At 36.1% G+C, this 15,795-nt stretch carries 10 protein-coding genes; 3 read left to right on the forward strand and 7 right to left on the reverse strand.

The window, feature by feature from the left end; all coding sequences use genetic code 11:
• Positions 1 to 95: 95 nt before the first annotated feature.
• The 4 genes from serS to tatA all read right to left on the reverse strand — a co-directional run bounded on the left by serS (position 96) and on the right by tatA (position 3,013).
• On the reverse strand, positions 96 to 1,373 hold the full coding sequence (gene serS, locus ACFIKI_RS04450; protein WP_375665849.1) for a serine--tRNA ligase: 1,278 nt from the start codon (positions 1,371 to 1,373) through the stop codon (positions 96 to 98).
• Positions 1,374 to 1,434: 61 nt separating this feature from the next.
• Positions 1,435 to 2,217, reverse strand: coding sequence for a twin-arginine translocase subunit TatC (gene tatC, locus ACFIKI_RS04455; protein ID WP_375665850.1), 783 nt, complete (start codon positions 2,215 to 2,217; stop codon positions 1,435 to 1,437).
• Positions 2,214 to 2,654 (reverse strand): twin-arginine translocase subunit TatB, encoded by a 441-nt coding sequence (locus tag ACFIKI_RS04460; protein ID WP_375665851.1) that lies wholly within the window; start codon positions 2,652 to 2,654, stop codon positions 2,214 to 2,216. The genes tatC and ACFIKI_RS04460 overlap by 4 nt, the downstream gene beginning before the upstream one ends.
• 56 nt (positions 2,655 to 2,710) lie before the next feature.
• Positions 2,711 to 3,013 carry a twin-arginine translocase TatA/TatE family subunit gene (gene tatA, locus ACFIKI_RS04465; protein ID WP_375665852.1) on the reverse strand — a complete coding sequence of 101 codons (303 nt, stop codon included), beginning with the start codon at positions 3,011 to 3,013 and terminating at the stop codon, positions 2,711 to 2,713.
• Positions 3,014 to 4,652: 1,639 nt separating this feature from the next.
• Here tatA and ACFIKI_RS04470 point away from each other — a divergent pair.
• From ACFIKI_RS04470 to pgsA, 3 genes are all read left to right on the forward strand, one after another.
• The gene (locus ACFIKI_RS04470) at positions 4,653 to 5,516 is read left to right on the forward strand and encodes a 23S rRNA (adenine(2030)-N(6))-methyltransferase RlmJ (protein ID WP_375665854.1); all 864 of its coding nucleotides are present in this window, start codon (positions 4,653 to 4,655) and stop codon (positions 5,514 to 5,516) included.
• Between the two features lie 395 nt (positions 5,517 to 5,911).
• Positions 5,912 to 7,891, forward strand: a complete 1,980-nt coding sequence (gene uvrC / locus ACFIKI_RS04475; RefSeq protein ID WP_375665855.1) for an excinuclease ABC subunit UvrC — start codon at positions 5,912 to 5,914, stop codon at positions 7,889 to 7,891.
• A 72-nt stretch (positions 7,892 to 7,963) separates the two neighbouring features.
• On the forward strand, positions 7,964 to 8,545 hold the full coding sequence (pgsA, locus tag ACFIKI_RS04480; protein WP_375622177.1) for a CDP-diacylglycerol--glycerol-3-phosphate 3-phosphatidyltransferase: 582 nt from the start codon (positions 7,964 to 7,966) through the stop codon (positions 8,543 to 8,545).
• 327 nt (positions 8,546 to 8,872) lie between these two features.
• Here pgsA and ndk read toward each other — a convergent pair whose 3' ends face one another.
• The 3 genes from ndk to bafA (ACFIKI_RS04495) form a co-directional block, all read right to left on the reverse strand.
• Positions 8,873 to 9,295, reverse strand: coding sequence for a nucleoside-diphosphate kinase (gene ndk / locus ACFIKI_RS04485; RefSeq protein WP_375622178.1), 423 nt, complete (start codon positions 9,293 to 9,295; stop codon positions 8,873 to 8,875).
• A 402-nt stretch (positions 9,296 to 9,697) separates the two neighbouring features.
• The gene (gene bafA / locus ACFIKI_RS04490) at positions 9,698 to 12,172 is read right to left on the reverse strand and encodes a BafA family autotransporter (protein ID WP_375665856.1); all 2,475 of its coding nucleotides are present in this window, start codon (positions 12,170 to 12,172) and stop codon (positions 9,698 to 9,700) included.
• Positions 12,173 to 13,003: 831 nt separating this feature from the next.
• Positions 13,004 to 15,568 (reverse strand): BafA family autotransporter, encoded by a 2,565-nt coding sequence (gene bafA, locus ACFIKI_RS04495; protein WP_375665857.1) that lies wholly within the window; start codon positions 15,566 to 15,568, stop codon positions 13,004 to 13,006.
• Between the last annotated feature and the right edge of the window lie 227 nt (positions 15,569 to 15,795).

Below are 15,795 nucleotides of genomic sequence, written 5' to 3' on the forward strand. Positions count from 1 at the left end.
TACTGACAAACTGCTTCTTTTAAAATGGCAAAAACTTGCGTCTGTGTATCATCACCTCTTGGCAATAAACGCATATTGTCTCTCCTTTCGTAAAATTAAGCAGTAATACAGCGCATGCCTCCCATATAAGGTTGTAAAACATCTGGAATAATAATTGATCCATCAGCCTGTTGATAATTTTCAAGTACGGCAATAAGACAACGTCCAACAGCCGTACCAGAACCATTAAGGCTATGAACAAAATGCAATTTTTTATCGCCGTCTTTACGATAGCGCGCATTCATACGACGACCTTGAAAATCTCCACAAACTGAACAGCTAGAAATTTCACGATAACATTCTTGACCAGGAAGCCAAACCTCGATGTCATAGGTTTTACGCGCTGCAAACCCCATATCACCCGTAGAAAGAACCACTGTGCGAAAAGGCAAACCAAGCCGTTTTAATATATCTTCTGCACATTCCGTCATACGTTCTAATTCAATTAAAGACTGCTCTTCACTGGTAATCGAGACCATTTCAACTTTCCAAAATTGATGCTGACGCAACATACCGCGCGTATCACGACCGGCTGCTCCCGCCTCTGAACGAAAACAGGGAGATAAAGAAGAAAATCGCAGTGGTAAATCTGATATTTCAAGAATTTCATCGTTGACCAAATTGGTTAATGGCACTTCTGCTGTGGAAATAAGCCATCGACCATCTGTTGTACGAAAAAGGTCTTCAGCAAATTTCGGTAATTGTGCTGCTCCGTAAACAATCTCATCACGAACAAGAAGAGGTATTGAGACTTCTGTATAACCATGCTCATTCACATGCACATCAAGCATAAATTGGCCTAATGCTCGTTCTAGCCGTGCTAACGCCCCTGAAAGTACTGTAAAACGTGTTCCAGACAAGCGACTAGCTCGTTCAAAATTCATCTGTTTGAGATCTTGTCCAAGATCAAAATGTTCCTTTGGTGTAAAATTGAATGTTGGAGGTGTACCAAAATGTCGAATGACGACATTATCACTTTCATCTTTACCTTCTGGCACATCATCTAATGGAATATTTGGAAGTGCTGAAAGAATTTTCTCAAGACTCTCCGTCAGCTGTTTTTCTTCTACTGTTGCAGAGGAAAGAAAAGCTTTAATCTCTTCAACTTCAGCTCTAAGACGTTCAGCCATTTGCTGATCAGATATAGCCAAAGCCTGTCCTATTTCCTTTGAAACAGCATTGCGACGTTCCTGCGCCAATTGCACCTTAGCAATATGCGACCGACGTACAAGATCAAGTTGTATTAACCTTTCAGCTTGTGGCTCAAGACCTCTACTTACGAGTGCTTTATCTAATTTCTCAGGATTGTCACGAATCCACTTAATATCAAGCATAAAAATTCCTCATTTATATTGTTTTTATTCATTCCTTATCGCATAAGATTATACACTTTTCTTAAGCGGATTTTCTTCTCTTTTCTATACTGTAAGCAATTAAAATTGAAATCTCGTAAAGTGCTATCGTTGGTAAAGCCACTGCAAACATTGTAAAAAAATCCGACGGCGTTATGATTGCCGCAATAATAAAAGAGAGCAAAATAGCCCATTTTCGTTTAGACGCCAAATCATGAGACGTTACAAATCCAATTTTTGTTAAAAGACTGATGACAAGAGGTAATTGAAAAATCAAACCAAAAATTAGGATAAACGATGTCATAAAGCCCAAATAATCAGAAATACGCACTATAAACTCTATTTTTAAATGAACATCTGGAAGAAATTGTTGAGAAAGGCTAAACCATAGTATTATTGGCGCTAATAGACCATAAACAAACGCTCCCCCAATACAAAATAAAATAGGCCCCCCAATGAGAAATGGTAAAAAAGCCATACGCTCATTTTTATAAAGCCCTGGTGCAATAAAACTATAAAACTGAAAAGCCGTATAGGGAAAAGATAAAATGATTCCCCCAAAAACAGAAAGCTTCATCTTCGTTAAAAAAGTTTCCCATACTTGCGTTGATTGTAAACGAATCCCCTCAGGATTACCCTCTGCTATTTTCATTGCCCACTGATATGGCCATAGTAAAAAATTTAAAATATAATCTTTAACAAGAAAACACATCATAAAAGCGATCATAAATGCAACCAAGACAGAAATAATTCGCTGACGAAGTTCAATTAAATGTTCTAAAAGTGGCGCCATATTAGCATCAACTTCATCTTTTTTTACATTCATGACACATCTTCTTTTTCTTTATCTTTAGGAGAAACAAAAATGTTTTCAGAATGATGAGCAGCTATAGAAACTGTCATATCTTTCTTGATTACCTTTTGATCACATTCCAAAATTTCTTTATCTTTTTTTGATTTATGGTGTGTTTCCTTAACATCCCAATTATCGTGGATATCCTCTAATATATTTTGAGTGGGATCAAAAGTTTCTGCCAACTTCTTGCTTGAATCGTTAATATCCGAACATATTTTTTGCAAATCATCGCGCTCGATTTGTTTTATTACATCATCAAACTGATGACGAAATTCATTTGCTGTTGAATACACATACGCTCTTATCTTTGCTATTGTCTTTAATATTTTAGGTAAATCTTTTGGTCCAACGATAATGATGAGAACAAGTAAGATTACGACAAACTCTGGTCCATCAATCCCAAACATCTCTTAATTCGACTTTCTCATCAAAAAATAATGCACAATGATGATTGTTGTTTTTGTTACTGTTTTTTAGCAACAGATGTTTTGCTTTTTTTAGAAGCAGAAGAAACCTTTCTACGCACTGTTGCTTGTTTTACCGATAACGGCTGAGATTGTTGAGATTCTACATCAATTATTTGGGAAGTAGTTGCCATTTCAACTTTATCCTCAATGCTGTCATCTTCTTCCTTCATATTTTTTTTGAAGGCTTTAATTCCCTTAGCAACATCGCCCATTAATTCAGAAATTTTACCGCGACCGAAAAGCACAAAGATAATCAATAAAATTATAATTAAATGCGTTGGTGAAAAAATATTACCCATTACTCTCTCTAACTTTATGCTTTTAAATTTGATTTCAGTTATTCATCCTTCCTCTGAAGAATGTATCAAATATAATATCTTACTTATATATTTTCTTCTTAACTTAAAAGCAATCACGCGCTTTTATTGCAAAAGAACTTTTTATCCTCTCATCCTTTTTAGCGTATTATAACACAAACCATTCAAAAATGATAAACCGCTTCATACAAAATTCAAAAGGATTAAAAACTTTTCTAAAATAACTTCATCTGATCTCTTAGGTTACTCATCTTCCTGTAAATACTATAGCCAATGTCTTTCCTTTTAAACAATGCTTTACATATCATTACAAACATTTCTGCCAAATTACCGTTACCGATAAAACTCATAACATGCTATAAGACACTTTACATATTCAATTAAAAAATTCAGAAAGAAAAATCTCTAAAAAACTTTCTTAACACATCATCAATCTCTTGAAAAATGATCATCTTACGCACAACATTTATTCTTTGCGTTGGGGTAGGAATTTTATCATCCCTTATTCCATATACAATACGAAATATGAGCCATCATAGCATTCAATTAAATATCTGGCGTGTAAATAAAAACTATTAGCAGAAAGAGTAAAAATGCACTTTATGAACCAGCTCAAGTGCCAAGAGATATGGCAATACTGCTAAAAAATAAAAATGGTACCAGCTTGCGCCTTATTCAGTAAAATACCTCCATATAACCGTCTCTCTGAGCCGCTGAATACCATAACTATTACAAGTCTCCGGATTCTGGGCATGCGTTCTCATAATATCATGTGCTTAACCTATCTCAGTATTGAAAACAAAATGAGCATGAATAGAAAATTACATTCAATCAAAAGCATGGCATCGAAGCATAATCCATGTAAAAAGAATTTCTTATCCTAGCCTTTTTTATAAGATTACCTTATAAAGCCGCTCGATAATACAGTGTTAGAGATAAATAAACCTATTTACTTTAGTTTAAAAAACTCATTTTATTGAGATAGCTTACAGAGCACATATCAATTTTCAAAAGTTTTATTTTAGCATTATACACAATAACTAAGCCTTTTAGCGTGTATAATGTAAAGCTTTGACTCCGCTTAAAGCAATGAGATTCATTCATACTTTTACAAAAATATACCACTATAATACCAGCACTTTATTGCTCTATTCATAATTTTACGCTCGTAAAAAAACTGATCAATGTAACAATGTTTTTATCAAGAATTTGAAATTCTTTAATCTTTAAACAAGCAAATTTATGAATGAATTTGAAAGATACCCTTCAATTTTTCAACAAACTTTACTAATATTCTCGTTAATTGATTGTTTTTTATAGTTTTCCTGAAAGAGTCCGCGATCATAAAAAACTTCTCTTACAACATAAATATCTCTATTGAAATGTTTGATCTCGTCTTGTCTATCTTTCATATAAAAAAATTAAAATTTTAACGATTAATCTCATAATATAAAAATAGCCCTGTGAATAAATGCTCCGATGACATTAATATTTTTTCTATAGTGTATAATTTGCTAGTGAGGGTATTGTTTGATTTCTACAAGAGTATTTTTATGGATATCAATTCTATTATTCTATGCTAATAATCCGGTACAGTTATACATATGATAGAGTTTATTCCATGAATTATCGGCATATTTATCATGCTGGCAATTTTGCTGATGTTTTTAAACACATTATTGTCACTCGCATTGTAGAATATCTCAAACGCAAAGAAAAAGCTTTTCGCGTTATAGATACGCATGCTGGAATCGGTATTTATGACCTTTCTTCTTTAGAAGCACATAAAACAGGAGAGTGGCGCGAAGGTGTCCAACGACTTTTTTCAACTCCTATCCCAGAAGATTTAGGAACACTCCTTTGTCCATGGTGTGACATCATTGATGCCCTCAATAAAGGGGAAAAAGAAATTGTATTTTATCCTGGATCTCCTGTTCTTATTCGTCAATTATTACGGAAACAAGATCGCCTCACCGCAATAGAATTGCACAATGAAGATTATCATATTTTAGCAAAAAACTTTGCAGGAGATTATCAGACAAAAGTTCTGCATTTAGATGGTTGGCTTTCCTTAAATGCTCATGTACCACCAAAAGAAAAACGTGGGTTTATCCTTGTTGACCCTCCCTTTGAAAAAGCTGGAGAGTTTTCCCGCCTTATTGAGGGATTAACGAAAGCCTATCGTCGCTTTTCTGGAGGAATCTACGCTTTATGGTATCCTGTTAAATATGATAAAGAAATTGAAAGTTTTCTTCACGCGCTTTATCAAACCGGAATTCCTAAGATTCTACAGCTTGAAATGCGTATCCGAAAAAGTTCAAGTCCACCGACAATGAATGGAAGTGGTATGATTATTATTAACCCTCCCTACCTTTTGGAAGAAGAAATGAAAAAACTCAGCCCCTTTCTTATCAACCGTCTGGGACAAGATGAAAATGCCCAAATAACGCATAAGTGGCTTCAAAAAGAACATCTATTATGTTAGACTTTTCTCTGTATTTTCCCTACATTAAAATATCATATTGCAAGACACAAAAGCACTAATTAACAAAGTTTTTTGATTTTTGGGATCATATCAACATATAATAATAAGCGAACAACGATTAGCGTGAATTAATGTTTTCTCTTTTAAAAAAATCTATGCTCTTATCATCATGAATTTCCTATTCCAATCATTTTAATGAATAAATTGGGCGAGTTTATAAAGCTACTTTAAATAACAACTCTCATATTTTTCATGAAAGATCAGCTCTCTAAAATCATACTCTTATGCTATAAGATATTATTTATAGAAAAAAATTATAAAGACATAAATAATCATTATTTAATAAAAAAGAATATTTCATATATTAAACAAACAACATATTCGTAATAAACGGAATGGTCCTGAAAAATAATACAAATTATCCGCAAAATGAACGGGAAAATCTTTCTTTTCTCTCTAATATTACATGGCATAATGCCGATCAAAGCAATGAGAAAAATCAATTCCAAGGTATCAAATTCATACAAGAGTTTGTTAGACACCTTCCGCATAAGCCAGGGGTTTACCGGATGATTGGTGAAAATGGTGATATTCTCTATGTTGGCAAAGCCCGTAATCTCAAAAACCGTGTTTCAAACTATACACGTGAACAAGGACACAATAATCGTATTACCCGCATGATTCGTGCAACATATCATATGGAATTTATCGTCACCCATACAGAAACAGAAGCACTCCTTTTAGAAGCCAATCTCATCAAAAGATTGCATCCACATTTTAATGTACTCCTGCGTGATGATAAAAGTTTCCCTTATATTATGATTACAGATGATCATCGAGTGCCTGCACTTTACAAACATCGTGGTGCTCGAATACGAAAAGCTCACTATTTTGGTCCTTTTGCTTCTGCTGGTGCAGTGACACAAACAGTTCATGTTTTACAACGCGCCTTTTTATTACGAACCTGTACTGATTCAGTTTTTGAAAACCGTACACGCCCCTGTTTGCTTTATCAAATTAAGCGATGTTCTGCACCTTGTACTCATGAAATTAGTGACAGTGATTATAAAGAACTGGTGAAAGGAGCAAAAGCGTTCCTTTCGGGAAAAGATCAATCTATTAAAAGCGATATGGTTCAAGCTATGCATAAAGCCGCAGAAAATCTTGATTTTGAACAAGCAGCTTCCTATCGTGACCGCTTATCAGCCCTTTCTCACATACAAAGTCATCAAGGTATTAATCCTCAAACGATAAAAGAAGCGGATGTATTTGCAATTGCACAAAAAGAAGGAATGACCTGTATTCAAGTGTTCTTTTTTCGCATGGGGCAAAATTGGGGAAACCGTGCCTATTTTCCTAAAGCAGATCCCTCTTTTTCCCGCACTGAAATTTTAGCGAGTTTTCTTGCCCAATTCTACGATGATAAACCACTTCCCAAAAGTATCCTTTTATCTGAAGAAATTGAAGAAAAGGCACTTCTTACAGAAGCATTTAGCCTCAAAGCAAACCACAAAGTATCCCTCTCTTTACCCAAACAAGGTGAACGGAAAACTCTTGTTAATCATGCCTATCTCAATGCTCATGAAGCACTTGAACATAAGCTTTTTGAAACAGCCACCCATACAAAATTGCTTCAAGGTCTTGCTAAAACATTCCAACTACCTTTTCCTCCACGCCGGATAGAAGTCTATGACAATTCTCATATCATGGGAACAAATGCTGTAGGGGCTATGATTGTTGCTGGTCAAATGGGATTTATTAAAAATCAATATCGAAAATTCAACATTCGCTCAACAGATATCACGCCTGGCGATGATTTTGGCATGATGAAAGAAGTGATTAAACGAAGATTTTCACGCCTTATCAAAGAGTATGATCTGCCAAATAGAAGTCATAACATAAAAGATGATGATCTTTTTCCCATTTGGCCTGACCTTATCTTAATTGATGGTGGTGAAGGACAAATCAACAGCGTACATGCAATACTTGCTGAGTTACAATTAAATGATCTCTTCACAGTTGTTGGAATCGCCAAAGGTGTTGACCGTCATGCAGGACGTGAAAGATTTTTTATAAAAGATATTCCCCCCTTTACACTTCCTCCACGTGACCCTATCCTCTATTTTTTGCAACGTCTGCGTGATGAAGCACACCGTTTTGCGATTGGAACTCATAGGATAAAACGAAAAAAAGCAACATTCAAAAACCCACTTGATGAAATCGAAAATATCGGTCCAATAAGAAAGCGTGCATTGCTTCATCATTTTGGAAGTGCCAAAGCTGTTGCTAGTGCCTCATTTGAAGATTTAAAAAAAGTTACGGGAATCTCTATGACAATTGCACAAAAAATTCATAACCATTTTCATGAAAAATAGGCTTGTTTCATAACCTTCACCTTGTTACGTTTAGGAAATATATTCTCTTTCACAAGAATTAAAAATGGCTCCATGAAAAATCATACTTTTTCTTTTCCAAATATTTTAACTTATGCACGAATTGTTGCAGTCCCAATGGTTGTTGCATGCTTTTTTTTAGAAGGGCGACTACAATCAAGTGATATCACTCGCTGGATTGCTGTTTCCATTTTTATCGTTGCATCCATTACTGACTTTCTTGACGGTTACCTTGCTCGTATTTGGGAACAAACATCCAATATTGGTCGCATGTTAGATCCAATTGCCGATAAACTTCTCGTCTCTGCTTGTTTGCTCTTGCTTGCCGCAGACAGTACTATCGCTGGGTGGACACTATGGGCAGCTATTATCATTCTTTGCCGAGAAATTCTTGTATCAGGATTACGTGAATATTTGGCTGAATTAAAAGTGAGCGTTCCAGTTTCCCGTCTTGCAAAATGGAAAACTTTTGTACAGATGATCGCTATTATCTTTCTTTTAGCTGGACCAGCCGGTAATAAAATTTTCCCTTACACAGTAGAGTTTGGCATTACTATGCTGTGGATTTCTGCCCTCCTTACATTGTGGACTGGTTGGGATTATTTTCGTGCAGGTTTAAAGCATGTTATTTTGTGAAAGAATATGTAAGATTTATAAAGATAATTTACCTTTTTGCCCTTAAACGAAAGAAGAAAACACGTGAAGCTCACTTATTTTTAATCTATTCACGATCAATCAATCAAAACACTTCTTTTGCACTTCACAAACGAAGCTGGCGTATAGATAAAAGCTCTTTATGAAAAGATTCAACATGCTTTTTATGTCTCCTCGCAAAAGCAGTTACAGCATTAAAAGCTGAAAAAAACGATGAATACTCCATATCCTTTCAAAAAAAATCTATAATCTTATAAGCAAAAAACCGAAACATAATATTTCGGATTTTTGCTTCTTATATACGCTTTATTAACCAACAATTTCTACCTCAGAAAACCAAAAAGCGATTTCTGTTTTTGCCGTTTCAGCACTATCGGATCCATGGACAGAATTTTCGCCAATCGATAAAGCATGAACCTTACGAATTGTCCCTTCTTCTGCATCACTAGGATTCGTAGCTCCCATTACTTCACGGTTTTTAGCTATTGCATTTTCGCCTTCCAAAACTTGTACAACGGTTGGACCAGAAGACATGAATTCAACCAATTCACTAAAAAAAGGGCGTTCTTTATGAACAGCATAAAATTTTTCAGCCTCACGTTTGCTCATCCAAACACGTTTAGACGCAATAACACGTAGCTCCGCATCCTCAAGCATTTTAGTAATTGCGCCAGTCAAATTACGACGGGTTGCGTCTGGTTTAATCATCGAAAAAGTACGCTCTAAAGCCATTTACTCACCTTTATTTCATTTATAATATTCTCTGACTGTTTCTATAGCGAGCAAGGAGCCCTTTGCCAAGTGACTCTGCAAAAATCTATACAAATTCTCAAAAATATAGAATGAATTATAAAGAAGACTTCAATAGAAATAAAAATACCTATAATTGCTCCTCCCATCATAAAAATGCGCTACCGACCCTCAGCAAATGCTGAACTTCTTTTATATTCCTCAACGCTTTCCATCAAAATTATCATTGAGATCAATCAAAAATTATAAAAAAAATCCAACATGCAAAATATATATACCTTTTATGAAAGCTTTGTTTTTTTAAGAAGACGAACCTAGACATTTCATATCTAGGTTCAAAAATCCCCTCATACATTTAAAGATAACTAAAAAATAACCATATCGTTAGAAACTATAGCGTACCCCGATAATCCCCTGAAGAGACTGCTTTGTTTTACGCCCTTTGACATAATGGGCCTCACCATATAACTTCAACTTCTCACTTACCAAACTGCTTAAACCTATTCCTAATTTACCTGCATTCCCCGATAAGTCAGTGGTAAATGGATGCCGTTGATTAATTAACGTTTGATTGTCATCTTTATTCTCACGCAACCATGCTGCTGTAATATACGCAAGCGATGAGGAATCCATGTGTGAACCAAATTCATACCCTAAAGATAAGCCAACCTCACTGCGTAATGAAGTGAAAGGATCCATATCTCCTGTCATGTCATTCGATAACTTGATTGCTTTACCCTCAACACGCAACCAAGAAAATTGTCCATAAGGCTGAAGCCAACTGCTCTGTGACATCTGAAGTCGATAACCAGCTTCAAAGGAGCTCCCCACTGCCCATTGTGTATAACTGCCTTCAATCCCTAAACCATTCGTTGAAACGGCTTTTAAACTATTTTGATAATGATTATATTTTAAAACACCGTCGAGATACCATCCACTATGATCCAAATACGTGACATAAGCACCAATACCATAAGTATTAATACCACTGGTACCACCCCGTGCATGTACAACACGAGCACGATCATAACTGCCAAAACCACCTATATAAAAATCTCCATTGTCCCATTCGCTTAAACCATTGATCCCTAGGACAATACCGGTCTGATCCAACTTAAAATCTATATGCTCTGCAGCAACACTCTCTTTAGACTTGATCACATAAGTCCATAAAGCCGTATTCTTTTTACTTTTATCTAAAATTCCTCTGCCCGTACGCACGGTTTGCATTTCATTGTGAAAAACCATCGCCGGAGCTACAGACATAGACAATACCGCATCTGTAGAGGGAGTGGTCAAAAAGTGAGAAACTGAAAGCGTCTCGCTTAATTGTGGAGAAGGTTGTTCCTGAGTGCTTGTCCGCAAAGTCATCTGATCAGCTAAAGAGTGAGAAAATTCTGAAATATTAGACACATTCTGTGCCTCTCTTAAATGACGTGGAGGTCGTGATTTAGCTGGTTGTTTTGTAGTAGGTTTACGAGAACCGGTATTTTTTCCTCTAGAAGAAGCGCCTTGATCAGACAATGCAAGAGGAACCTTCGTTTTCTTATTCACACACTGTACCTCAGTATTCGAACGTGTCGTACCTTCAGAGGCTCTTCCTAAATACCAAATTGTAGCACTACCACTAGAATCAGCACATCTATCTCTCTTCAGCAAGCGATACTGATATGTTCCACCATCAACAGCTGTAATGTCCATCCCCGAAAGGTCTGCCAGAGTAAAATTAGCGCCTCCATTGTGGCTCCTATCAGTAATTAAATTAATCCCTGTGACCAAACTATTCTTTTGTGAGAGAGAACCTGTAATTTCACGACCAGAATCTGCAACGCTTATTTTGTGATTACCTGCGCCCTCATCAATCAACAAGTAATCACTCGAATTCCCCGTAGCACTAATATTGAATCGAAAATGTAAATCCCCTGAAAGTTTCTTAACATGAAGTGAAATATGTCGTGGATCATACGGAATAGAAGAAAAAATAACAGTTCCTCCATTACCCCCTAAATCTTCAATTTCAATCTGAGGTTTTTCTCCCATATTCCGTTCACCAACCTCAAATATTGTTTCATCCACTCTTCCTTCTATAGGAATTTTTTTCTTAGTCGTATGATTTGTCCTATCACCAGCGAATAAATAAAGCTCTCCACCACCTTTGACCCTTACTTCTCCAACGACATTTTGTATACCGACATGGAACCACGATTTAGCAGAATCCGTAATTGTTAAAGTATCCACAATCCCTCTAGGATATACAACTTGAATAGCTTGATCCTTCAAAGTAGTTTTCACAGACTCCCCTAGTGCTAAGACATGCTGTCTCCCATTCCCAGAAACCTCAGCATACATTGATTTCCCTCCCCCTTTTCTTTGTCCTGCATAAAGATTTTGTTCTCCGTTATCTCTCACTTTCGTATACCAAACCCACGCTCCATCATACACATTCTGCTGTCCAACTGTTCCACCATCCCCAGTAACTGTGGAATTATATGCACTACTTTTTCTCTCCACGCTTGTAAGATCAATATTTGGCTCTTCATGAATAAACTGCTGACCTCCCAAAATTTTGGCGTTCATTGCAATTCCTGCTCGTGTAACTATTTGCATCCCTCCTTTTTTAATAGTGGAACCTACAGAAGTTTCTCCATTTTCAACAAGCTCTACATCACCATATTCAATCGTAATATTATTTTTGAAAAAACTAGCAATCTGTTCTAATTTTTTTTCTTCCTCTTCTCTATTTTCCACATGTGTTGCTCTTGTTAGCACTCTATTCCTACTCTCAACTACACTTGCAGATTGCAAAAGACAACTACTGATCATCAATACTGAAAAACTTAATTTGTATTTATACCGCATTATCCACACTCCACTCTCAATTATTTAGAAAAATACCCCGCGACTACATAGATAGCTCGTTTTAGATTGTATCACAATGTGTTTTATTTATGTCTAAATACAATTTTTTAGTGTATTTTTTAATTAAGCAACTTTAAGTTGTTTATCTATAAACCACTAAAAAACTCTAACTTAAAGCAGAAAAACTGAATAAAATTCAAAATGTTTACTTAAATTCAAGGAATAATTGGCAATATTTGAAGTTATCGATGAAAAAAACACTCGTGCCTAACGGGGTCACGTCTTCACGAAACACAGAACGCCATTGGATTATACATTCACGTGCTTGTTTTAAAGAGACATCTCTCAGCGCACCCAAGCCCATTTCGCAATGTCATCCGTAAATGGTATAGTATAAAGTCATTGTCCCCCAATCTTTACACTTATGGCGTAAGCAAATTGGTACCATCACACACTTTTCCAGCCCTAAAATGTTGCAACGCGACACCCTTTGGTGCTTGGGGCAGTTTATAAGAGGTACTTTTAGTTCTTTCTTGTACAATTTTTATCCACCCAGGCTTCCCTGCTTGTAACGTGCAAGAAAATGGTTTTGATTAATTCAACATAGAGCAAATTTGAAATAAGAGAATCCTATGATATTCGGGCCTCTCATTCAACATGCATAGAAATGAATTATTATTATAAATTCAGTATGTTGCCTTTAAAAGAGAGAGTATAAAGACATTCCTACTGTTTGAGAAAGTCCCTACACTCTCGAAAAAACATAGCCGAGCATTATCTGCTTACAAAACAATTACATTTGTAAAATCAATCAGCCGTGTACACACATATTTAGAAACTATAGCGTAATCCTAAAATACCTTGAAGAGCATTCTTAATCTTATGTCCTTTTAGATAATGTGCTTCCGCATAAAGTGTTAGTTTATCCTTGACCGAACCGTTTAAACCAATTCCCAATTTACCCGCACTGCCTGATAAATCTGTAATAAATTTATACTGCTTATTAATTGTCGTATAATTATTATTTATATTCTCACGCAACCAAGCTGCCATAATGTAAGCTGTTAATGAAGTTTCTGAACTCACAAAAAATTCATGTCCTGCAGTCAATCCAACTTCACTGCGGAATGAAGTTAATGGGCTTAGATCACCTATCATTCCATTGGAAAGTTTTATTTTTTTACCTTCAACCTGCAAACCTGTTAGCTTGATATAAGGCTGCATCCAAGTATTCTGTGCCGGTTCAAAATAACAGCCAATCTCAAATGATCCACCTATCGCCCACTGATTGTAATGACTTTGAATGGCTAAACCATTTGTTGAGATGGCTTTCAAATCATCCTGGTAATAATTATATTTCAAAACACCATCCATATACCATCCACGATGATCAAAATAAGTTGCGTAAGTTCCAATGCTATAAGAGCTCAGATTACTATCACCACCTCGTGCATGAGAAATACGTGCGTGATCATAACTCCCGAAACCACCAACATACAACTCTCCATACCTTAATTCACTCAACTGATCAGCACCAAAAACTAAACCTGTCTGCCCAAGCTTAAAGTGTGTATGGCCTGTCGCAACACGTTCTTTGCTCTTAATCCCATAAGTCCATAGTTCGATATCTTTCTTATTTCTGTCCCAAATTTTTCTACCATTCCGTATAATTTGCAACTCATTGTTAAAAATAAGTCCAGGGACTACGGACAACGTTAACACTGCATCTGTAGAGGGGGTCGTTGATGTTTCACCAGGAAAAAAAGGATTTGTTGGATCTGGAATAGAGGTTTCTGGCCCACTGAGGCGGTCTGCCGATAAAAACCACACTTTTCCATTTTCATCCTTTCTTTCTTTCAATCCATACATATAAGTTCCACCATCAATGGCGTTAATTTTTTCACCCTTAAGATCTGTCAGAGTAAAATGCGCTCCACCACTTTGATCCGTAATTAAATCACGCTTATTTGAAAAAGGATCCGTGATTTCAACTCCAGAATCAGCAACACTTATTGTATGTTTCCCAGAGCCTTTCTCAACCAAGAGATAATCACCACGGTTATGGGCAATCGTAGTATTGAACGCGAAATGTAAATTTCCTGAAAGATTATTCACATGAAGCTGAGAATAATATGGATCAGAACCTGTAAATGAAAAAATAACACTCCCTTCACCACTTAATTTTTGTATCAAAGAACTTTTTCCATCAAACTCATCAGTAATAGAGTATAGTTTTGTATCTTTTCCATTTAAAATAATATCTTCTACTGTAGTGCGTTGTTGATCATTCCCAGCATAAAGATGGATCTGCCCAGAATGGTTTACCTGTGTCTTGCTTTCTAATGTTGCTCCAGCATGCACCCATGATTTTGTTTGATCATTCATTGTGAGATTTTTTACAGATCCATCAGTATCTATTTCCTGAATAGCATTCTCATTTAAAGTGACTCCAATAGCCTGACCGCCTTTTAAGATACGTTGTTTACCACCACCAAAAACTTCTGTGTCAAATGCAAAACCACCATTTTTTGCACTTTGAGACTTTTGTCCAACTTCTTGGACACCCCCTTGCATAACTTTTGTATTCCAAACTTTTCCGCCATCATATACTTTTTGTTGGCCTAGTGTTTCATCTTGACCATAAATGATAGTATGAGAAGCACTACTGCCTTTAATCTCTCCTCCAATATCCCCCTCGCCGAAAACAAGCTGCTCACCGCCATAAATTTTAGTCCCCTCTACTTTCCCTCCATTTCCAACACTTTGGTGCCCGCCTTCTTTAACAACAGCATTTTTCGAAAAACCTTGTTTTCCCTTTAAAGCCTGAACATTTTCAATTCCACCATGTTCAATTTTACTATTCTCACTGAGTCCTCCTGCATACACATAAAGCTCTGCACCATTCCTTACAGTGTTATTAATGGATCGCCCTGGACTATCAATCTCACCATCATTTGAAATGTATGCTTTACCTTCATTATCAAGGATATAATTTTCTAACATTGCCCCATCTTTAATGGAAATAAGTTCAGGCTTTTTAAGAAACGCAATATTTTGTTCTTGTGCATTATATCCAGCATTGTCACGATGACTGCTGTCAAGCTCCTGTTGACTCGCAAACACTCTAGCACCCTTATCCATGACAAAATCGCTAGTTTTTTTCAAAAAGTCTAATTCATTGCGCGTTCTTACCATGACATCATTAGAGGCTCCAAGTATGCATCTGCCTGTTTTCATATCCTCATTGTATTGATCTTGAAATACTTTATCATTTTCATAACTTGAAGATTGACAAAAAAGTGCTGTTCTCCCCTCATTTGCAGCAGCAATTTGCACAAAACAGCTGCTCAACATGAGTATCCAACAATGTCGTTTCCATTTATATTGTAGAGCCATATCCTCCCCCCTTCACGCCTGCATAGACACTAAACGTAATTAGCTCTACAAAACATATTTTCAATCTTAGGTTGCAATAATCCTTCTTAAAAATCCCCCTTATCTCATAAAAAACCGTTCTTTATAGTTTTTAAATACTTTTTTGATCAAGAATATAAGAGCGCTTTTATAGTGCTTCTTTAGCATTTTCTCGGAGTTTTCTTATCAAAGATAAAAAGTAATGGATA

The sequence above is a fragment of the Bartonella sp. TT121SHDZB genome (assembly GCF_042193415.1).
In the GTDB taxonomy this organism is placed as follows: Bacteria; Pseudomonadota; Alphaproteobacteria; order Rhizobiales; family Rhizobiaceae; genus Bartonella.